23 protein-coding genes are annotated in these 19,676 nt (G+C 59.4%); 2 read left to right on the top strand and 21 right to left on the bottom strand.

The window, feature by feature from the left end:
• Nucleotides 1–211: 211 nt before the first annotated feature.
• The 9 genes from ACP5EL_RS04390 to ACP5EL_RS04350 all read right to left on the bottom strand — a co-directional run bounded on the left by ACP5EL_RS04390 (nucleotide 212) and on the right by ACP5EL_RS04350 (nucleotide 6,859).
• Nucleotides 212–805, bottom strand: coding sequence for a hypothetical protein (locus ACP5EL_RS04390; protein WP_428401256.1), 594 nt, complete (start codon nucleotides 803–805; stop codon nucleotides 212–214).
• A gap of 150 nt (nucleotides 806–955) precedes the next feature.
• Nucleotides 956–1,117 carry a hypothetical protein gene (locus ACP5EL_RS04385; protein ID WP_428401255.1) on the bottom strand — a complete coding sequence of 54 codons (162 nt, stop codon included), beginning with the start codon at nucleotides 1,115–1,117 and terminating at the stop codon, nucleotides 956–958.
• 166 nt (nucleotides 1,118–1,283) lie between these two features.
• Nucleotides 1,284–2,234 (bottom strand): NADP(+)-dependent, decarboxylating phosphogluconate dehydrogenase, encoded by a 951-nt coding sequence (locus ACP5EL_RS04380; RefSeq protein WP_428401253.1) that lies wholly within the window; start codon nucleotides 2,232–2,234, stop codon nucleotides 1,284–1,286.
• A gap of 287 nt (nucleotides 2,235–2,521) precedes the next feature.
• Nucleotides 2,522–3,052, bottom strand: a complete 531-nt coding sequence (locus tag ACP5EL_RS04375) for a ferritin (protein ID WP_428401252.1) — start codon at nucleotides 3,050–3,052, stop codon at nucleotides 2,522–2,524.
• An 18-nt stretch (nucleotides 3,053–3,070) separates the two neighbouring features.
• A complete protein-coding gene (gene rd, locus ACP5EL_RS04370; RefSeq protein WP_428401251.1) occupies nucleotides 3,071–3,232 on the bottom strand; it encodes a rubredoxin in 162 nt (53 codons plus the stop codon).
• Between the two features lie 171 nt (nucleotides 3,233–3,403).
• Nucleotides 3,404–4,270, bottom strand: coding sequence for a thiamine pyrophosphate-dependent enzyme (locus ACP5EL_RS04365; RefSeq protein ID WP_428401249.1), 867 nt, complete (start codon nucleotides 4,268–4,270; stop codon nucleotides 3,404–3,406).
• Nucleotides 4,267–5,934 (bottom strand): 2-oxoacid:acceptor oxidoreductase subunit alpha, encoded by a 1,668-nt coding sequence (locus ACP5EL_RS04360; RefSeq protein WP_428401248.1) that lies wholly within the window; start codon nucleotides 5,932–5,934, stop codon nucleotides 4,267–4,269. The genes ACP5EL_RS04365 and ACP5EL_RS04360 overlap by 4 nt, the downstream gene beginning before the upstream one ends.
• A gap of 176 nt (nucleotides 5,935–6,110) precedes the next feature.
• Nucleotides 6,111–6,323 carry a hypothetical protein gene (locus tag ACP5EL_RS04355; protein WP_428401247.1) on the bottom strand — a complete coding sequence of 71 codons (213 nt, stop codon included), beginning with the start codon at nucleotides 6,321–6,323 and terminating at the stop codon, nucleotides 6,111–6,113.
• A 161-nt stretch (nucleotides 6,324–6,484) separates the two neighbouring features.
• Nucleotides 6,485–6,859: a hypothetical protein gene (locus ACP5EL_RS04350; protein ID WP_428401246.1), complete on the bottom strand. Its 375-nt coding sequence runs from the start codon at nucleotides 6,857–6,859 to the stop codon at nucleotides 6,485–6,487.
• A gap of 38 nt (nucleotides 6,860–6,897) precedes the next feature.
• Here ACP5EL_RS04350 and ACP5EL_RS04345 point away from each other — a divergent pair, with 38 nt between their 5' ends.
• The gene (locus ACP5EL_RS04345; RefSeq protein ID WP_428401245.1) at nucleotides 6,898–7,341 is read left to right on the top strand and encodes an HIT family protein; all 444 of its coding nucleotides are present in this window, start codon (nucleotides 6,898–6,900) and stop codon (nucleotides 7,339–7,341) included.
• Between the two features lie 14 nt (nucleotides 7,342–7,355).
• Here ACP5EL_RS04345 and cutA read toward each other — a convergent pair whose 3' ends face one another.
• From cutA to ACP5EL_RS04285, 12 genes are all read right to left on the bottom strand, one after another.
• Nucleotides 7,356–7,724, bottom strand: coding sequence for a divalent-cation tolerance protein CutA (cutA, locus tag ACP5EL_RS04340; protein WP_428401244.1), 369 nt, complete (start codon nucleotides 7,722–7,724; stop codon nucleotides 7,356–7,358).
• A complete protein-coding gene (locus ACP5EL_RS04335; RefSeq protein ID WP_428401243.1) occupies nucleotides 7,712–8,059 on the bottom strand; it encodes a hypothetical protein in 348 nt (115 codons plus the stop codon). The genes cutA and ACP5EL_RS04335 overlap by 13 nt, the downstream gene beginning before the upstream one ends.
• Nucleotides 8,060–8,090: 31 nt before the next feature.
• Nucleotides 8,091–8,528 (bottom strand): Tfx family DNA-binding protein, encoded by a 438-nt coding sequence (locus ACP5EL_RS04330; protein ID WP_428401242.1) that lies wholly within the window; start codon nucleotides 8,526–8,528, stop codon nucleotides 8,091–8,093.
• Nucleotides 8,529–8,632: 104 nt separating this feature from the next.
• Nucleotides 8,633–9,874, bottom strand: a complete 1,242-nt coding sequence (locus ACP5EL_RS04325; RefSeq protein WP_428401241.1) for an AI-2E family transporter — start codon at nucleotides 9,872–9,874, stop codon at nucleotides 8,633–8,635.
• Between the two features lie 98 nt (nucleotides 9,875–9,972).
• On the bottom strand, nucleotides 9,973–10,821 hold the full coding sequence (locus ACP5EL_RS04320) for a GNAT family N-acetyltransferase (RefSeq protein WP_428401240.1): 849 nt from the start codon (nucleotides 10,819–10,821) through the stop codon (nucleotides 9,973–9,975).
• A gap of 73 nt (nucleotides 10,822–10,894) precedes the next feature.
• Complete coding sequence (locus ACP5EL_RS04315; RefSeq protein ID WP_428401239.1) at nucleotides 10,895–11,605, bottom strand: pentapeptide repeat-containing protein; 711 nt, start codon at nucleotides 11,603–11,605, stop codon at nucleotides 10,895–10,897.
• 83 nt (nucleotides 11,606–11,688) lie between these two features.
• On the bottom strand, nucleotides 11,689–12,411 hold the full coding sequence (locus tag ACP5EL_RS04310; protein ID WP_428401258.1) for an ABC transporter ATP-binding protein: 723 nt from the start codon (nucleotides 12,409–12,411) through the stop codon (nucleotides 11,689–11,691).
• Nucleotides 12,408–13,103 carry an ABC transporter permease gene (locus ACP5EL_RS04305; protein ID WP_428401238.1) on the bottom strand — a complete coding sequence of 232 codons (696 nt, stop codon included), beginning with the start codon at nucleotides 13,101–13,103 and terminating at the stop codon, nucleotides 12,408–12,410. The genes ACP5EL_RS04310 and ACP5EL_RS04305 overlap by 4 nt, the downstream gene beginning before the upstream one ends.
• A gap of 52 nt (nucleotides 13,104–13,155) precedes the next feature.
• Entirely contained in the window at nucleotides 13,156–14,106 is a 951-nt protein-coding gene (locus tag ACP5EL_RS04300) for a substrate-binding domain-containing protein (protein WP_428401237.1), read from the bottom strand.
• Between the two features lie 146 nt (nucleotides 14,107–14,252).
• Nucleotides 14,253–15,143 carry a bile acid:sodium symporter gene (locus ACP5EL_RS04295; RefSeq protein WP_428401236.1) on the bottom strand — a complete coding sequence of 297 codons (891 nt, stop codon included), beginning with the start codon at nucleotides 15,141–15,143 and terminating at the stop codon, nucleotides 14,253–14,255.
• A gap of 195 nt (nucleotides 15,144–15,338) precedes the next feature.
• Entirely contained in the window at nucleotides 15,339–15,569 is a 231-nt protein-coding gene (locus ACP5EL_RS04290) for a TRAM domain-containing protein (RefSeq protein ID WP_428401235.1), read from the bottom strand.
• A 232-nt stretch (nucleotides 15,570–15,801) separates the two neighbouring features.
• On the bottom strand, nucleotides 15,802–17,352 hold the full coding sequence (locus ACP5EL_RS04285) for an ABC transporter substrate-binding protein (protein WP_428401234.1): 1,551 nt from the start codon (nucleotides 17,350–17,352) through the stop codon (nucleotides 15,802–15,804).
• Between the two features lie 307 nt (nucleotides 17,353–17,659).
• On the opposite strand from ACP5EL_RS04285, the gene ACP5EL_RS04280 reads away from it, so the two are divergent.
• Nucleotides 17,660–19,456: a KamA family radical SAM protein gene (locus ACP5EL_RS04280; RefSeq protein ID WP_428401257.1), complete on the top strand. Its 1,797-nt coding sequence runs from the start codon at nucleotides 17,660–17,662 to the stop codon at nucleotides 19,454–19,456.
• Nucleotides 19,457–19,676: the final 220 nt, after the last annotated feature.

The raw sequence follows: 19,676 nt of genomic DNA, 5'->3' as shown, positions 1-19,676 counted from the left end.
GAGACTCGACCGCCCGGAGCTCCGAGAGGTAGGCGGCGCGGTTCTTCTCAAACCACCGGTCGTAGCGGTCCACCTGCTGCTCATAAGGGTCTGGTCTGGTTTTCGGTTTGGTTTTCGGTTTGGTTTTCGGTTTGGTTTTCGGTTTGGTTTTCGGTTTGGTTTTCGGTTTGGGTTTGGGCCTTTGTCTTGGTCTGGTTTCGGGAATGGCCGATCACCCGTCCTGCCACCTGATGCACATCCAGCTCCGGTCGTACTCGGCGTCGAGGGCCTCTTCGAGAGAGGGGTGCCATTCGTCCTCACCGTTGAGCCTGAATTCCTGCTCTCCGGCCCCAAGGCTGGAGCCGCCCTCTCTGACCTGGACTGATACCTCCACAACGCCGCCTGACTTCAGGTCCACCTCCGCCTGGCGCTCTGAAACCCTCTCCTCGGTTCCCGATGGAACTAAGGTTGGTTCATCGATGGGCGCGCATTCGCCCTCTTTCTCCGGCCCTGGCTTGGCATCGGTCTCTGCGGCCGGTTCCGGAGCGGTCTCCGGCTCGGACTCGCTCTTTGATTCGGTCTCCGACTCAAGTCCCGATTCGAATTTCTCCCCTGGCGCCGTCGTCGGTTCGGCCTGGGGCGGGCCGTCGTCGATCCGGGTGATGCTGGGGTTGTTTCCCTTGAGCCTCTTCATCTCGCCCTCTTCGGTCTCAAACTCTATCATCTGCGCCATCGCCCTGGTTACGATGCAGTCGTGGTCGCATCCCTCAGAAGACGACCACCTCAGCCCATCCCCCACCTTCCAGCCGAACCTGTTCTCCGTCATCTTGCCTCACACTCCCTTTCCATCCTCATTCTGCTGGTGCACCATAGGCTCTGATCAAGATGCCAAAATAGGTTTCGCATCGCAGCGGGCCGGACTGCCCAAAATCAATACTTCCAAAAGCTTTTTGTACGTATGCCGAGAACTCAATTCTCAGATGAGACCCTCCTCGATCCTGGCCCTGGCGTTGCTGTTCCCGCTCCTCGCAAGCCCCTCCCTCGGCGCGCCCGCCGACGATCCCCGGCCGATCGTCCGGGCGAGCGAGATCCTGGCCAAGATCGAGCGGGGCGAGCCGGTGGAGTACGACGGCGTCATTGTGGTGGGGAATTTAGGCGATCGTTGGCTGGCTCACGCTCTCGCTCTTCCTGGTGACGCTGGCAAACGTGATAATCAGGTAAGAAACGACCTCGGAAAAAGCCCTCGAAAAAAAGCGGAGGCAGGCCCACGTCTCTGCCCGCCTCCGGAAAACTTGCGCCTCGATCTAGATCTTCTCCGTTCTGCTCGTCCTCCTCTCCCGGGCGACCTGATCGTCCTTTCCGAGGGGGTAGCCGCCGCGGCTGTTTCTCATCAGGGCGACCGACCGGCAGGCGTCGCAGTTCTTATCCCGGGACCTGAAGAGCTCCATCACCGCCTGAGAGATGACCGGGATCGGGATCTCCTTCTCGATGGCGTCGTGGACGAGCCAGTTCACCTCCCCGGTATCCTCGACGTGAGATGCGACGTCAGAAAACCTCTGCTCGCCGAGACTCTTTGCCATCAGCTCGATGAGCCAACCTCGGACGGTGGCCCCGCAGGCCCAGCTCTTGAATACCTTCTCCAGGTCCAGGTCGAAGTCGCTTTCCTTCAGGAGGGCCACCCCCTCGCCGATCGCCTGGAGCATCCCGGCCTCCACCCCGTCCTGGACGAGCTTCGTGAAGTGGCCGCTGCCGGGGTCGCCGGTGTAGAGGCAGCCTCCTTCGGCGGACAAGGCCATCAGGATCGGCTCGGCGATCTTGAACCCCTCCTTGTTTCCGCCGACCATGAAGCAGGCTCCCTTCCGGGCTCCTTCGAGCCCGCCGCTCGTCCCGCAGTCGAGGAAGTATATCCCGTGGTCTGAGAGGTCCTCCTCCCTCCTGATCGAGTCGAGGTAGAAGGAGTTCCCGCCGTCGATGACGACATCCCCCTCGTCGAGGTGGGGGGTGAGATCCTCTATGACCCTGTCCACCGTCGGCCCCGCCGGAACGGATAAGTAGATAACACGCGGCTGGTCCAGGGAGTCGACGAAGGGCTCGTAGCCGTCCACCACCTTCACGCCCTTTCTCTCAAGATGAGGCTTGGCGGACTTCGACTTCCCCACCACGGCGATCCCCTTCTCTTTCGCCTGAAGCGCGAGGTTTCCGCCCATTCTTCCCAGTCCCAGGATGCCCAGCTTCATATCTTTTGATTCGCTCAATTAAATCACCACCAATTCTCAGATTCACAACGTCTCTCGGATGACGACTCTAGACGTTCTATCAGGCTATCCGACGCTCCTTCGGGAGCGCAAAGCAAATTGCCTCATCTTCTCATTCTTCGATCGATCTTTTTAGATCGATCGATCGTCCTTAGTCCTTATTGGTGACCGACTACAAGAGATCGCCGGAGATGGGATGGTATGGGCTCGGGCGGAGGGGAAGCGAGAGACCGGCACCGCTCTCAAGCCGCACCAGATCCCTCCTCAGATCGCCATCGTTCTTGCCGTCACTTGGCGGAGACGACGGGCTGGAGCTTCGGCGGTCGCTCTCCCAGGTCCCGATCGAGCATGTAGAGGACTCCTATGCCCCTCTCGCCGCTCACCATCTTCAGCTTCTCTACGATCTCGCTGGCGTTCGCCTCCTCCTCCACCTGCTCCTCGACAAACCACTGGAGCATGTTGAGGGTGGCGTGATCCTTCTCCTCGGTCGCCAGGTCCACCAGGCCGTTGATCAGCCCGGTGACCTTCTTCTCGTGGTCGTAGACTGCCTTTGCCACCTCCAGGGGCGATCCCCATTCGAACCGGGGCTTATCTATGGCCAGAAGCTCGGCCCTTCCGCCCCGCTCGATCACGAAGTCGTAGATCTTCATCCCGTGCATCAGCTCCTCTTGGGCCTGGACCCTCATCCAGTGGGCAAAGCCCGGAAGCTTCGCAGCCGAGAAGTAGGCGGACATGGAGAGGTAGAGGTAGGAGGAGAAGAGCTCCCACTTCACCTGCTCGTTCAGGGCTTTCGCCATCCTCTCGCCGATTGGAGCCATTTTTCACAACCTCTCGATTCAGCTCGCCTCAAAGGCGTCTTTAGGAGCCCCGCACTCTGGACAGGTCCAGTCGTCGGGGAGATCTTCAAAAGCGGTACCAGGGTCGATCCCGGAATCGGGGTCACCCTTCTCTGGATCGTAGACGTATCCACAGACTGTGCACGTATATCTCTTAGCCATCAACCTCGCCTCCCGTACAAGACTCAACTGGATGGAGGTAAGCTCAAGGGTGGTCCGGACTCGATGCCGCGCAAAACATGTCCAATAATACAGCACTGTATTCTATCTTCGGATGTATATATCCTTTTGGATCAGAGGCGCTGCGAAGCTTGGCCCCGAGATCCTCCAGCCTCAAATGTAGTCTTCCAGGGTCTTTTTAATCGCGCCGTCCAGGTCAGTGGTCTTCGAGCTGTATTTTGCGAAGTTCTCTCCGAAGGTGGGTCTCTCCTCTCGATAGAATATGCCCAAAGGTATCGAAACATCCGAGTCATAGGCCGAGTTGTAGTCCCACTCCCTAATCTTCTCCTCGGCCTGGGCACGGTTCTCTGGATCGTGGTCTTCGAGGTTGTAGACCCGGTCGTTGTAATGCTTATACAGGTTGAAGTAGGTGGCGCAGACCTGAAGGACATCGACGAAGGAGAACCCCCGGTGGAGGATCGCCTCTCTGAATAGGTCCTTGAGAAGCTCTATCCCGTGGGAGTAGCCCCGGGCGATGAAGGATCCGCCGCTGGCAAAGACGATCTCCAGGGGGTTTATCGGAGGCACCTCCAGACCCTCCGGGGTCGACCTGCCCAGAAACCACGAGGGCGATGTCGGAGTGTACTGGCCGGTGGTGAGACCGTATATCCGGTTGTCGTGGATTATCGCCGTTATGTCCACGTTCCTCTTGGCGGCGAAGATCAGGTGGTCGAGCCCCTCAGCGTAGGCGTCCCCGTCACCGGCAAAGCAGATAACGTTGAGGTCGGGGTTGGCTAGCTTTATCCCCGTGGCTACGGGGATCGTCCGGCCGTGGATGGTATAGAAGCTGTTCGCGCCGACGTAGTCGACGATCTTCCCGTGGCAGCCTATCCCGCCGACCAGGACGACGTTCTCCAGGGGCAGAGTGCCCTCCTCGTCCAGCTCCGCCAGGACCGGCTTTATGGCGTTCAGTATGGCGAAGTTTCCGCAGCCGGGACACCAGGTGTTCGGAGCGGTGGTGCCCAGATCTTGGGGTTTCATCTCGTCACCTCCATGAGCCTCTCTTCAAGGTCGTCGACGGAGAATGGCCGCGCGTCGTACTTGAGGATCAGATCGTCAGCCTCAAACCCGTAACATCGGATCAGGCGAGCGAGCTGGCCTGTGGAGTTCGTCTCGACGGATATGGTCCTCTCCACCCCCTGGAGGGCCTCTTCGAACTGGCTTTTTGGGAAGGGGTTCAGGACCACCGGCTGTACGACCCGCAAGCCTAGCTTCTCGGCGAGTTCAGCGCAGACCGGCTTGTTTGAGCCCCAGCAGAGGAGGGCCAACGATGCGTCCTCAGGGCCGTAGGTTCTCACCGCAGGCAGGCCCTCCAGCTCTATCTTCAGGCTCACCTCCTTTCGGAGGGATTTGTCCTGGACGGCCTTGATCTCGCCGGCATCCTCCGTCGTTATCCCCGACTCCAGGTGGGCGTAGCCGTTGGCCTTCACCGCGGCCCCCGACCTGGGGGGGAAGGCCAGGGGAGATATCCCGTCGTCGGTTCGGAGGTATCTCCTGTACTCGCCCTCGCCGTCTGCGAGGACCGGCCCGATCTCGGGGATCTCTTCCGCCTCATCGAGGTTGAAGCTGTAGGCCGACTCGCTGAGGGTCTTGTCCGATAGCAGTATCACTGGTATCTGGTACTTCCAGGCGAGGCCCATGGAGGTTGCCGACCAGTAATAGGCCTGCTCGGCGTCCCCGGGGGCGATGACGAGGTGGGTGAACTCACCCTGGCCCGCGTTCATGACGAAGTGGAGGTCGGACTGGGCGGTGTAGGTGGGAACCCCGGTGCTGGGCCCTGCCCTCATGGAGACGACGGCGACCAGAGGCGTCTCCGCCATCCCCGCAAGGCTCATCCCCTCGTTCATGAGGCAGAACCCCCCTCCTGAGGTCCCCAGGGCCGCCCTTTTGCCGGCATAGGCGAAGCCCTGGGCCATCAGGATCACGGCGATCTCATTCTCGGGATGGATCACCTTGATCGAGAAGTCGCCCGCCACCTTCGCCAGGAAGTGGAGGATCCCCGATGACGGGGTCATGGGGTAGGCGACGTAGGCGTCGAGGCCGCCCCGAAGGAGGCCCAAGCCGATCACCTCGTTTCCGGTGATCACGGGGCAGCAGGGGTACGATCTCCTCTCCACCTTCAGCCTCTCTTCCTCTTCGATCCCTTCATAGCCCCGGCGGGCTACCTCCAGGTTCTCATCGATCAGCTTGGGAACCTCTTTTCGGAGAACATCTTCCAGTATTTTCCACTCGACTCCGGCGGCTTTGGAGAAGGCCCCTATGAGGCCCACATTTCGGGAGATCGACGGTGCACCCGCCTCCTTCGCCATCGTCTTCAGGGGAAGCCCTACTCCTCCATCAAATCCTGACTTCACCTCATCGGAGTCGAAGATGACGACGGAGTTCTCTTTCAATCTCCCTTCATGCCGGTCGATCGTATCCTGGTTTAGGGCCAGAAGAAAGTCCACCGAGTCCAGGCAGGCTCCGATCTTCTTTCCCGAGGCCCGAACTATGGCGAAGTTATGTCCGCCCCTGATGAGGGATTGATAGTCGAGGTACTGGTACAGGCAGTATCCGAGCTGGTTATAGAGGCGGGCGATTATCATCCCGGCCTCGTTTATTCCGTCTCCGGCTTTTCCCCCCACCAGAACGGAAAATTCGTCCATTCTTGATCATCCTCCCGTCTTGATTTGAGATATCTCGTCTGATCTCTGGATCTATACGGAAGCGGCTCCATGCCGGTTCATATCTTCAACTGCTAAGATATAATTTCATTTCGAGAGTATATAATCGCTTCGCGTGGGGGGATGTGGTATCTCTCTATACAGGCACTGCCTCTGCTCTAGTCGCCGTATATGCTGTATGCATCCCAGGCCGAGGCTATGGCGAGGATCGGCCCCAGAGCCAGGCCCCCGAACCCGGTGGCCAAGGTCAGGGCCGAGAGGATCAGAGCGCTCCCGAAGAACCAGGCCAGAGCCCTCCAGAGGCGGCCGGCGTAAAACTGGCCCAGGCCGATGACGAAGAAAGACAATATCGCTGCCGTCTTTTTTCCCATTCAGTTTTCCTCCTTCATCTTTAGGATGGTCCGATCTGACGAAAATAAGTTTCGGCACCTATTGTGCCGATCCGGTAAAGATGGACGGTGGGCAGATCGCCGCGGGAGACCTGCCCCTCTTTCGTCCAGCTCCATATCTCGCCGAAGCCCGCCTATTTTATCTATTCCACCTCTTCGTCCCCGAAGATCTCCCTTCTCAGAGCCCGGTCCCTGGTGGTCGCATCCAGCTCCAGCTGGGGGATCTGGCTGTAGCCGCCGTGGCGGAGCGACGCCCTGACCTTCTCCAGGAGCCTCCTCCGCGAGATCCTGGGCTCGCGCCTCAGATGGCTGTTGAGGTAGTAGGTGAAGGCCCCGTGATAGTCGCCGCTTATGTAGGCGTCGGCCGAGGTCTGGTTGTCCATGCACCCCGCCCAGAGTATATGGTGCTTCGTCCCTCTATCCTCCTCGAAGCTCTTCTTGAAATGCTTCAGAATCTGGGGATGAAGGAACGACTTCTGATTAGGGGGAGAAGGAGGTGGAAAATTATATCTGGCCATCTCTCAAAGGCGATTTGAGTTTAGTGGGAGGTGTTTTCTTGGATTCCAAAAAAGAGAATAGCTGCATATTCTGTGAGATCGTGGCCGAGAGGGCGAAGGCCCAGCGGATATATGAGGACGACCTGTCCCTTGCTATACTGGACATAAACCCCTTCTCAAAGGGGCACTGTCTCGTCGTGCCCAAAAGGCACGTCCCCTGGTGGCACGACCTGACCGAGGAGGAGGTCGAAAGCCTATTTCGGGTGGCAAGAGAGACGTCTCAGAAGATCATGAAGGCCTTCAGTCCCGACTTCGTCGCGATGTACGCCCGGGGTCGAAGGATCCCCCACACCCACATCTTCGTGGTTCCAACTTACGGCGGCGACGTCCTGGACAGGTTCTTCAACGCCCTGGAGGGGTTCCAGGAGGCTACATCGGGGCTTGCAAATCTGAAGAACGATGAAGAGCTTGAGGAGGCGGCAGATCTTCTCAGGTCGGCTTGAGAGGCCGAATCTCCTTAGACGTCTTCAGGGTTTGAATTATCGGAGCTGGCGCTGGGTCTTTTTTTCACCGACTCGGATATCCACTTTAGGTAGCCTTCGTCCCCACCGACTATCGGGAGAACGACGATCTCGGGAAGCTCGTAAGGGTGGACATCTCCAATCCTGGCGGCGAGATCATTCACCAACAGGTATTCCGTCTTTATGATGAGGAGATCCTCAGCCTCCTCGTCGACCTCTCCCTCCCAAAGAAAGGTGGACCGGACCTGCGATATGTTAACGCAGGCCGCCAGCCTCTCCTCGATGATGATCTTAGCGAGCCTCCCGGAGAAGTTCGGGGGAGCCGTGCAGAAGACGACCACAAAATCAGAACTCAGTAGTAACACACCCCTGCAGCCTCATAGAGGGCCCTCACCTTCTCGCCCACGTCTTCAGAGACCCTCTCCTTCAGGAGCCTGACCAAAATATCGGCGTGCTCGGGCTGGATGCACCCAAGGCTCTCTGAACCGTCGAGGATCACCTCCGAGAGGTACTCGAGCTCGAAGATGTCGAGCCGATTGAGCCTCTCTTCGAAGTCTTCATCGTCGAGGGCGTAGTGGTTTGAGACGGGGGGGAGGATCGACTGGTAATCAAATCCGGAGCCAGCACAGGTGGTGTCCGCGCACTCCGGGGCGAGCTTCTTCAGTATTTTAACGTCCTTTTCAGAAAGAGTCCGGGCCATAATTTATCAAACTCCTAGAAAATAATCAGATTCATTCAGGCGCTGCCTCCTGGACGAGGACGAGACCGTCCTCGGTGACGGCGACCTCAAGGTCCCGATGGATCACCCTCTTCTTCAGGGCCTCTGGAATCTTGCTCTTGATCTGGACTACGACATCGACGGAGCTGATATCGAGCTTGATCCCGGCCTGGTCGGCCTCCAAAAAGATGAGGGCAGGAACTTCGAATAGGTCGGTTCCGGCGGGAATGGTGAGAGATACGGGGGCCTGGATCATCGTCCACTCTTTTAAGGTGGATTTTGCCCTCTTCACGTTCTGAAGAGCCCTCTTCTCGAGGATGCTGACGTTGGACCTGGTGGTCCCCAAAAGCTCGGCCACCTCCTGCTGGGACATGCCCTTTCGCCTCAGCTTCAGGACTGCTGCCTGTCTATCGGTGAGGAGGCTCGGCGATGCACCTGATCCTTCGTCCATTTTAGCGCCTTCTTTTGCTATTTTTGTCATCTCGTCCGCCACCGTCTTGAAGTATTACATGGGGCGCGATGGCCTTAAAGGTGGCGAAAATCGGTTACGGAAATTCAGAGACGATCTCTCGTCAGCCATGAAACGAAACCTCTTGCCCTTCGGCCGAGACGACGAATCCCGTCGACAGAGAGGAGAGGGCTGGTCGTCGTGGGCTTCGGCCCCTTAGATGAGGTCATTACCATTCCCGCCTCCTCTTCCATGATGGATAGGCGAGTCCTGTAGGCTGCGAGGACGAAGCCGTAGAGGGCAGGGCCTACGATCACGCCCATGACACCGACGACGAATATCGGTGCAGCGAAGGCGAGGAGGGTCACCGCCGGATGGATGGCAGCTCCGGCCTTGGCCAGGGCCGGTCGCATGATGTTCTCGGGAAAAATGTTCAGAAATAATGTCCCCAGAACCAGCAGGGTTGCCACCCGCAAGTAGTCCTGGATCAGCAGATAGTAGATGGCCATCGGTATGTAGACGGCGCTGGTGCCGATCAGGGGCACCAGGGCGAAGACGCCGGTGACCATCCCCCAGAGGAAGGGGTAGGGGACGCCTGTGAGAAGGTAAACAAATGCGGCGATCAGCCCGGTCAGAAGGCTGTTTATCAGGTAGACGTTGAAGAGGCTGTTGTAGATGGAGGTCAGCTCCGCCAGGAAACGGCGGACCGTCGCCCTCTCAGGCATGAGCCGGAGAAACTCCTCCACCGACCCTGCGCCGTCGACGAGAAGGTAGTAGGTGAGGAGGATGGCGACGCCGAACTGGGCCATCAGGATCGGCAAATTTTCGGCTATCCAGTCGGCAATGCCGGTGACGATCTTCGTTACCCGGGGGACGATCTCCGGGGCGAGCAGGCTGGCGGGAGCCGCCAGGGCCGATCCGATCTGCTCTTCGGTCTGGTCGAGAACGTCGCCGACGTAGGGGACGATCGCTGGGGGGGCTCGATCCTCTGCAAAGGCTCTGGTCCAGTCGAAGAGGCTGCCCGCGGTCTGGTCCGTAAACCTGCTCACGGTCTCGTTGATCGACTCCTGGGAGAGGGACAGGTTTGAGACCTCCGTGGCCAGGGCGTTGATCACGCTCAGGACGAATACCAGGAAGAGGAGAAAGATGATCGATATTGAGAGGAGGGCGGAGATCCTCTTTTTGCCGGTGAGGCCGAAGAGACGCGAATGAACCGGGTGGAGGACGTAGGCGAAGAAGAAGCTCAAAAGTATCGTGGTCAGGAAGTCCTTTGTGACGTATACGATCCCTGCGACCGCAAAGGCCAGAATCGCCGCCGTCATCCATTGGAACCGGTTCTTCGAGTCCATGCTCTGCGCGTTTTGTTTGACTGTTAAATATATAGATCTTTCCGTCTCTTCGATACCCTGCGGCCGGGTGACCTCAGCACCTTCGCGCCTCGACCGGTTCAGCCGAGCTCGAAGGTCGTAACTCCAAAGATCTCGCAGATAGGCAGTCCAGGATCGCCTTTGGTGTACATCCGGGCGGTTTCGAAGGTCTTCTCCATCCTGTGCCGCTCAGCGAGCCTCCGAGCCGCTAGATTGGGCTTTGGAACGTCCAGAAATACGGGGGCATCCTTCTCAGCGGCACCTCTCAGAGCCGAAAAGAGCGATTCTGCAATCTTCTCATCTTCTGCAAAGAGGGGGCCTATCTTGAAGCCGAGGCGAGATCGGCGGAGGAGGCCGTAACCAGCGAGCCCCTCATCGCCGTGAAAAGCAAAGGAGACCGAGTCGGGCTGACCCGTCCACTTTCTGAGAAAGCCGTCTCTTTGATCCGGAAAGTGGAGCCGGTCGTAGCTCAACAGGTCGTCGAAAGGCACCTCCAAGAGAGAGACTACTCCGGTATCCAGGGCGCCGTCGCCGGTCCCCCTGCCCTGGTATCGGACGCTCCGATGGAAGAGCTGAAACCCGGACTTCTTGTAGTTCTCCTGCTGGAGGACGACACCGTCGAGGCCTATGTTCCTCTCCCCCAGGCGGTCCATCCCTTCGCGCCAGAGGTCCATCCCAAAACCCCGACCTCTAAACTCCCGTCTCACTATATAGAGGCCCAGAAAGCCGAAGGTTCTGCCGTAGGCCACCGCCGATATGCATCCGACCGGCTCATCGTCCAGAAGGCCGATGAAGAACCCCTCCGGATCTGCCGAATAAAAACAGTCGGCGTCGTGAAGGCCCGGGTTCCACCCCTCGGCCGCGGCCCAGTCGATGGCCAGCTCGACCTCGTCCCGGCGCATCCTGCGAATGGTGTATTCCTCGCCCACAATTTTCACCTCGTCGTCAAACTGGATCTTATTTTTGGCCCCATCCGAAAAAAATCGGACCTGCCCTGATACTCTAAAATCCGATCTCGGTCCTCTTGACCCCCTCCAGGATCGCATCCGAGAGGTTCGCGAACCTCATATTCGCCCTGGATATGTCGGCTCCCGATAGGTCCGCTCCCGATAGGTCGGCGCCTTGCAGGTCCGCGCCGCTGAGGTCTGCCCGGACTAGGTGCGCCCCTCCCAATATCGCCTTGCCGAGCTTTGAGCGGATGAGTTTAGATTCTGAGAGGTCGGCTCCCGAGAGGTCTGCTCCGGCGAGCTTTGCCATCCTCAGGTCCGCACCCCTCATCCTCGCACCGCGAAGGTCGGCCCCGGAGAGATCTGCACCGGTCAGGATCGCCTCGGAGAGGTCCGCTCCGGTCATGGGGAGGGATCTAAGGTCTGCGCCCTTCAGCTCGGCCCTGACCAGCTTCGCCTCCCGGAGGTTCGCCCCCATCATATCGGCGCCGGCGAACTTGGCCTCGCTGAGGACTGCTCCGACGAGCTCTGCTCCCCGAAGGTCTGCCCCGATGAGCTTCGCGCGGCCCAGATCGACGCCGCGAAGCTTCGTTCTCCTCAAGACCGCGCCCATCAGGTTTGCGCCCTGGAGGTCTGAGCCCCCGATATCCCTGCCGCTGAGATCTGCCCCTCTGAAGTCGGGCCTTATCTGGGGGTTTTCAGCTCTCCATCGTCCCCATGCCGCTGAGCCCTCTTGGAGGGCCATCAACTGTTCTATCTTTGCCATGAAAGACGTATCCTCCCAGCGAAGCTTTCGCCTTATACGGCCTTCAAGTTAAAAAAGGTGAGCAGGGTAGGGGTCGACGTGGGTCACCAGCTCGACCTTGCCCGGACGAAATGGGCGACTCCCTCCGACCGAGGGCTCTTGAATACCTCCTGGGGCGAGCCGACCTGGACCAGCTCGCCTCCGATGAGGACGCCGACCTTGCTCGCAAGACGCACCGCCTGGTCGAGGTCGTGGGTCGCCATCACCACCGCGAGGCCGCCAAGGGCGGCCTTTTGGATGAGATCCTCGATCGTCTCCGCCGTCCGAGGGTCGAGGTTCGCCGTAGCCTCGTCCAGAAGGAGGAGTTCGGGCTTGGTGACGAGGGCCCTGGCCAGGGCCACCCTCTGGGCCTCGCCCCCTGAGAGGCTGAAGGCCCTCCTCTTCTCGTAGCCTGAGAGGCCCACCTCCTGGAGGGCGGCCCTCACCCGCTCCCGGACGGTGGGGCCGGATACGCCTCTTATCCTGAGGCCGTAGGAGACGTTCTTCTCCACGGAGAGGTTGAACATGGCTGGCTTCTGAAAGACCATCGCCATCCTCCTCCGGGAGAGGAACCTCGCCCTCTCGTCCTCTGTTACGTCGACTCGATCGAAGAGGACCCTTCCATCGTCGGGAGGGTCGAGGAGGTTGAGGATGCGGATGAGGGTGGTCTTACCCGAGCCCGTAGGGCCGATGATCGCCAGAATCTCGCCCTCTTTCGCCTCCATGGATACGTCCCTCAGGATCTCGGCTCCGCCCCTTCTCGCCCAGACGCCTCTCGCCTCGATCATGTCCACCAGTTCCCCTGGACTCTGTTGACGACGAGGTTGACGATCAGAGATATCGATATAAGGATTATCCCCAGGGCCATCGAGAACTCGATATCGCCCCGGGAGGTCTCCAGGGCGATCGCAGTGGTCAGGACCCTGGTGTAGCCCCGGATGTTCCCACCGATCATCATAGCCACCCCCACCTCCGAGAGGGCCCGGCCGAAGCCTAGGAGGACCGCCGCCAGCATGGCGGCCCGAGCCTCTCCCATGATGGTGAAGATAGCCTGGAGCTTTGATGCGCCGAGGGATAGGGCGGTGTCTCTGACGGAAGGTCCGACGCCACTGAGGGCGGCGATGGTGAGGCCGATCATGATCGGAGAGATGAGGATCGTCTGGCCGATCACCATCCCGCCAGGGGTGAAGAGGAGGCCAAGGCTCCCCAGGGGGCCGGACCTCGAGAGGATGAGAAAGACGACGAGGCCGACGGTGACCGTGGGAAGGCTGTAGAGGGTCTGGATCAGGTTCACGACGGCCCTTTTTCCTCTAAAATTGTGGAAGTGGATGAGGCCTCCGAGGGGGACGCTGAGGATGGTGGCCAGGGCCGTCGAGGTCACGGCGATGGCTAGGGACCTCGCCGTTATCTCCACGACGGCCGGGTCGAGGGCCAGGATCAGCTCGATCGCCCTTATAAGCCCCGCCCCGATCTCATCCAAGGTTTCACCCGAATATTTAGTCGGACTCCAGTCTGCATTCCAGACGACGGGCTCATGCCTCTGCTAGGCTACAGTAGTCCTCGGCAAGAGGTGCGGCGCATTCGTCCTCAGAGCAGCCGATCAGATCGCAGTTTCCTCTGGCCGGGTTGAAGAGGGGCTTTCCGATCGTCTCCGTCCCGTACTCGGCGATCAGGTCCTGTCCATCGTCGGAGATCAGGTAGTTGACGAATTTAGTTGCCATCTCGCAGTTTGTTTCGGGCCAGGCGACGGGGCTCACCGGAATCGCAGCGTAGACGTTGAGGAGAACGTCGCCCTCCTCGATCAGGGGAACCAGTTCGAGATCGCTTCGATAGGCTGTGAAGGTGGAGGTGTCGCAGAGGGTGTAACCTCTCAGCTCGTCTGTCATCTGCAGGGTCGGGCCCATCCCCCGGCCTGCCTCCCTGTACCAGGTGTTCTCCGGAGTTGCGACCTCTTCGTAGTCGATGCCGGCTCTATCCCAGAGGATCTTCTCCCGGGCATGGGTTCCCGAGTCGTCGCCCCTGGAGACGAACTTGACCCGATCGGGGCTCTCCAGTCCCTCCTCCATGACCTTCTTCATCGCCTCGGAGGGGGTCATCCCCGTGATCCCGGCGGGGTCATCCTCGGGGCCGACGATGATGAAGTAGTTGTAGGCAAAGCAGGTCCGGGAGAGGCCGTATCCATCCTCGATGAACTTCCTCTCCCTGGCCACGTCGTGGACCAGGATTAGGTCGGCGTCGCCCCTCACGGCGCGCTCGATCGCGATCCCCGTCCCGCCGGAGACGGTCCGGACGTCGACGTCATACATCCCCTCGAAGATATCCTCCATCTCGTCCAGGAGCTGGGTGTCGTAGAGGCTGGTGGTAGTCGAGATTCGAAGCCGCTCTTTCTGGCCCTCTCCGACCTCCTCGTCTGCCGCTGCCGCGGTGCAGAGGAGGGCCAGGATCAGGGCCAGGCTCGATATTCCCAGGTAGCTTCCCTTCATAAATATCGAATATTTGAATGGGGATGTTTACTATAAAAAGCTATGTCAACACCTGTGAATTCTATTTTGGGTTTCGATGCATATATAAATATAAGCTAAGTTTGAGCATTGCAGTAATTCTCCCTCAATTTGCAACTGTTTTGGATTTAAGGCCGCGCTCGAATCCGGCAGTCGCCATCTCGCCGTCCGGCCAGGGCCGAGAGGAGGATGTAGAAGGAGGTCTCGGTGAGGATGCAGACCGCCGCCGGTATCCCGGCCCGAGGGCCGAAGAGGAGGAGGGCTACGGTGGCGGCGAGTCCCAGGTTTTTGAAGGAGGCGAAGAGGGTGTAGGCGATCCTCTGAGGCCGGTCGACCCCGGCGAGGACCGCGCCCGCGTAGACGACCGCCCCCGAGAGGAAGGTCCGGGCGAAGGCTATCAGCAGAACTCCCGCCGCCTCCGTTGAGATGGCGGTGCTGTTCAGCCCCACCACGATGTACGTGACCACGAAGAGGCCTGCGTTGATGGGGATGGCCGGATCGATCTTCAACCTGCCGACCTGCCTTGAGGCCAGGATGGGAAGGAGGATCAGGAGGAGCACTATCTCTGCCGTCTCTTCCACCCCCACCCTCGCCCCGCGGGCGAAGACGGATATTATCAGGGGAGTGAGGACGAGGGATCCGAGATAGGAGAGGGCCTCCGAGTAGAGGGCGAGTCGGACGTCGCCCTGGAGAAGCTTTGTGAGAGGGACGACGGCCACCGCCGGCGGGGCTGCGGCCATCACCACAAACCCGAGCACAAGGGCCTCCTCTTCGAGGAGCACCGGGGCGAGGAGGAGGATCAGCCCTGATAAGAATAGGTAGTTGAGGAGAAATCCAGTTGCTGCTTCCTTACCTGCCCCCAACCTCAGCTCGATCCCGGCCATGGAGAAGGCCATCATGACGAAGAGGGCCGGGATGACCAGCGGCTCTAGCCTTTCGGCCGGTTCTGGAAGGAAGAAGCCGAGGGCCACAGCCAGGGCCAGGATGGCGGCGGTATTTTTGTGGAGTTCGATCTGCACGGTGAAACCTGCGCCCTTTTGACGGCCTGTCTCTCGACCATTGGCCTCTTGAAGGTATCCCTTCTGGGTTCAGCGCTGCTGGGTGGAGGATGGCATAAAAGTTCAGCCAAAACAGACAAAAACAGTATTCATTTAAAACGGTCCTGCGCAGCGGAGAGCTGCGCCGACCATCTAATATTCGAGGACAGGTAAATTTCAGACTTTGTGGGCTATTGCGAACCTTCGCATAACCCTGTCGATCGATATCGAGACCTTGTCTCCGACCTTCGTCTCCGGGACGAAGATGACAAAGCCCTCGACTCTGGCGATGCCGTCTCCCTGCCTTGATATATCCTCAATCTCCACTTCGTACGTCTTTCCAGCTTCAACTGGAGAAGAGCTTGTGAACCCACCACTGCTGAAGGATCCTCGATTGCTTCCGTACACTTACTTCACATCCATTTGCGAAAAACCGTGAAAACAGCCTCGCACATCGGCCGATTACGCTTCGAGGTTATTTAAACCTATGCCCCCTCCGACGATATACGGAATGCGGCTCGTTGGAACGAAAAATAAAAGATATGAGCGGTACTGAGCCGCAAAAGGTCAGCTGCCTGCACCGCTCTCGAGCGTTCACTTCTGCATTTTTTATTCGCTTCTTCGCTTCTCCTCTGTCTCTCTACACTCCGACGAAGGAGAGCTTGTTCAGGGCGATCGGAATCCCCAGAGCCATCCCGTTGTAGGTGTAGTAGAGGTCCACCCGGCCGTCGTGAGCGACGAAGGACTCGGTATAGTAGAGGCTGAGGGCTGGAACGTCCTCGGCGTAGAGCACCTGGGCCTGGTCGATCAGATCCTGTCGGTCGTCCTCATCGGTCTCGGTCATCTGCTCTTCGAGAAGTTCGGTAAGGTCGGAGTTCTCGTCGTACCGGGCGCTGTTGAAGCCCTCCATATCGATGGTGTTTTTGGCCAGGAAGTTCGGGTCGCCGATGACGCCGCCGTGGCCGCTGACCGCAAGGTCGAAGTCCCAGTCGCCGACCTTGGAGTCGACGGTCTTCGAGTCCATGGTCCGAAGGTCCACGTCGATCCCCACCGCCTCCAGGTCCGCCTCGATCAGCTCGCCGATCCTCTCGGCCTCGGCATCGTTCCCCCTGACCAGAAGCTCGATCGTCTCGCCGTCGTAGCCCAGATCATCGAGGAGCTCCTCGGCCTCGGCGGGATCGTGGGGGTAGAGGTCGTCGATCTCGGGGTTGTACCAGTCGTTGTCGGGAGGCACAAACCCGGGGCTTCCAGCAAGGCCGTAGCCGCGGGCTGCGATATCCACCAGCTCGTCCCGGTCGATGGCGCGGGCGAGAGCCTGCCTGAACCTCTTGTCCGACATAGGCGCCTTCTGGTGGTTGATCATCAGCTTGTAGTTCCACCAGTGGGCCGGAACCTCCAGGATCTCAAAGTCGTCCTCCAGCAGGTCGATCATCTCCGGCTCGATGGGGGCGGTGTCCACCTTCCCCTGTCGGAGCTCGGCCGCGGCGTTGGGGGCCGAGATCTTGACGAATCTCAGCTCCGAGACCATCGGCTCGCCTCGGTAGTAGTCCTGGTAGGCGACGTACCGATAGGTCCCCTGGACCTTGTCGTAGTCGTCGACGTCGAGGGTGTAGGGTCCGGTCCCCACCAGAGCATCCTGATCCCTATAGGTTGCGGGGTCGTCCACCTCCGACCAGATGTGCTCGGGGAGGATGGGAAGGGTTCCTGCCACCTGGTCCAGGAAGGGCGCGTAGGGCTCTGAGAGGGTGATCCTCACTGTACTCTCGTCGAGGGCCTCGGCGCTCTCGATGATCCCGGAGTCGACCCACTGGTAGGGGTGATCTAGGGTGTATTCGACGGTGAAGACCACGTCATCGGCGGTGAACTCCTCTCCGTCATGCCAGGTGACGCCGTCCCTCAGGTGGAAGATGTAGACGTCGTCTCCCTCCATCTCCCACCTCTCTGCCAGGGCCGGAACATACTCGGTCTTGTTCTTCCAGATCAGGGTGTCGAATAAAAAGCTCATCCGGGTGTACCCCGGCCCCCTGGCGTAGTGGGCGAAGGGTGAAGGAAAGCCCCAGTCGCCGGTGGTGTCGGCGACGGTGTAGACCGGAACCGAGCCGCCCTCATCGGAGGCAAAGGCTGCGGTGCAGCCCGCGGCGAAGAGGACCAACAGCCCCGCCGCCACCATCCATAATAGCGAATCTCTCAATCGAAATACCTCCATCTAATCTGCGTCATTTTATGCTACTTAACTAAACATTCTTCTTCTTGTTTATGAATCTTTTTGTTCAAGCAATATCCATAGTGGGACTTAGTCAGAGATAATTATATATTCATGCAACAAATGCTCTGAATATGGGTGCTTATAGGCACATTTCCATCAAATAAACAGCAATAAGATATCACGATTCATCTGTGAAATATGATTGATATATGCGGTCGTCAGAACAGAGGTATCAAGAGCCGACCTCGAAGTGATTTTTAAATACCATCAGATTCAGATTTAAGGCGTGGACATGGCGAGCAGATGGCAGAGATGCTGGGATGTGGCCCCTGAGATTCACCTCCTCTTGAAGGAGAGCGATAGCCTGGAGGCTGCCCGGGACGTCTTCGTGGGCTACCTTCAGTCTCTGGACTGGTCCCACCGACGAGAGGCGGCCGAGATGGACCCCTGGGACTACGTCCTCTTCAACGGGGCGCTCGAGTGTCTCAAGAACATCTTCTCCCCCCGGAACGAGCGGGCTGCGAAGACCTCCTCCCTGGAGCAGCTCTGGAGGGCTGCCGTCGACGGAGACGCCGATGTGGCCGACGACTTCGTCGACGAGTTCTTCCACCTCTTCAAGGCCCTGAAGGTCCAGGCAGAGGTTTACCCCTCGATGCTGATGGAGGGGCTCGAGGTCCCCGACTTCGACGAGTACAAGGGGAGGGAGGCGGGCAAAAGGCGGTCCGACTACCTCGACGAGATGAGCCGCCGGATGGACGAGCACCTTTCAAGGTACAGAAGCGGCCTCGACCCCGAGATCATCGGAAAGAGGATCGAGAACAGAGAGAGGATCCTCGCGGTCCTCGGCGCCGACCCCGACGACTGGAACGACTGGAGGTGGCAGTTCCGCCACGTCTTCAAGGATGAGAGCGGACTTGCGACGATAAAAAAGATGATCACGATCAGCCCAGAGCACGATCGGTCGATCAGCCTCGCCCTGGAGAACGGCATCCCCTTCGGCGTCACCCCCCACTACCTCCACCTGATGGACAGGATGCCCTCAGACCTCGACTTCGCCGTCCGGCTCCAGGTCTTCCCGCCCCTGAGATACGTAGATAAGATGATCGCCCACCGAAAAGACCGAAAATGGGCCTTCGACTTCATGCGGGAGCACGACACCTCTCCGGCAGACCTGGTCACCCGCCGCTACCCGCGGGTCGCCATCGTCAAGCCCTACGACTCCTGCCCCCAGATCTGCGTCTACTGTCAGAGGAACTGGGAGATCACCTCCCCCTTCATGCCCTCGGCGATGGCCTCCATGGAGTCGATCGAGGCCGCCCTCGACTGGTACGCCGAGCACGAGGCGATGATGGACGTCCTGCTCACCGGGGGCGACCCCCTGGTGATGGACGACGACCTCATCGACCGGATCCTGGGCCGCCTCTCGGAGATCCCCCACCTTGCGAGCATCAGGATCGCCACCCGAACCCCCATCACCGTACCTCAGAGGATCACCGAAGAGCTCTGCGAGATCTTCGCCAGCTACCACGACCTGGGCCGGCGCAGCCTCTCCGTGGTCACCCACCTCATGCACCCCTACGAGGTGACCCCCGAGACCCTGGAGGCGGTGAAGAGGATCAGGATGCTGGGGATGGACGTCTACAACCAGCAGGTCTTCACCTTCGCCAACAGCAGGAGGTTTGAGACCGCGGCCCTCAGGGTGGTCATGAAGAAGATCGGGATCGATCCCTACTACACCTTCAACATGAAGGGGAAGAGCGAGATGGAGGAGTACGCCGTGCCAATCGCCCGGATCCTCCAGGAGCGAAAGGAGGAGGCCCGTCTCCTCCCGGGGATCTTTCGGACCGACGAGCCGGTCTTCAACGTCCCCTTCCTGGGAAAAGACCATCTCCGGGCCTGGCAGAACCACGAGATCATAGCCATCCAGCCCGACGGCAGGAGGACGTACCGCTTCCTCCCCTGGGAGAAGAACATCGTCCAGGTGAAGCCCTACATCTACGACGACGTCAGCATCGGCGGCTACCTCGAGAAGCTGAGACGGCGGGGCGAGGACCCGGAGAAGTACAGGAGCATATGGTACTATTATTGAAGACGAGCGGTGCAACAGTTCTTGTCTCAGATTCTGGAAGGATGCAGTTTTCAGCCGTTTCCCTCTTCGCCTCTAAGCACCCCGACCGTCACCCTCGCCTCGGCCCCTCCCGCGCGATTGGCAGCAGAGATACTGTAGGTCGTCGTCTCCTCAGGGATCAGGGCAAACTCCCCCTCCGGCGCCACAGGGCCGATCCCGGGCTCGATGGAGATCTTGTCGG

This window comes from Methanocrinis sp., from assembly GCF_049974945.1.
Classification (GTDB): domain Archaea; phylum Halobacteriota; class Methanosarcinia; order Methanotrichales; family Methanotrichaceae; genus Methanocrinis.
Note: the sequence above shows the minus strand (reverse complement) of the source record. Positions and strands in the feature narration are given on the sequence as shown.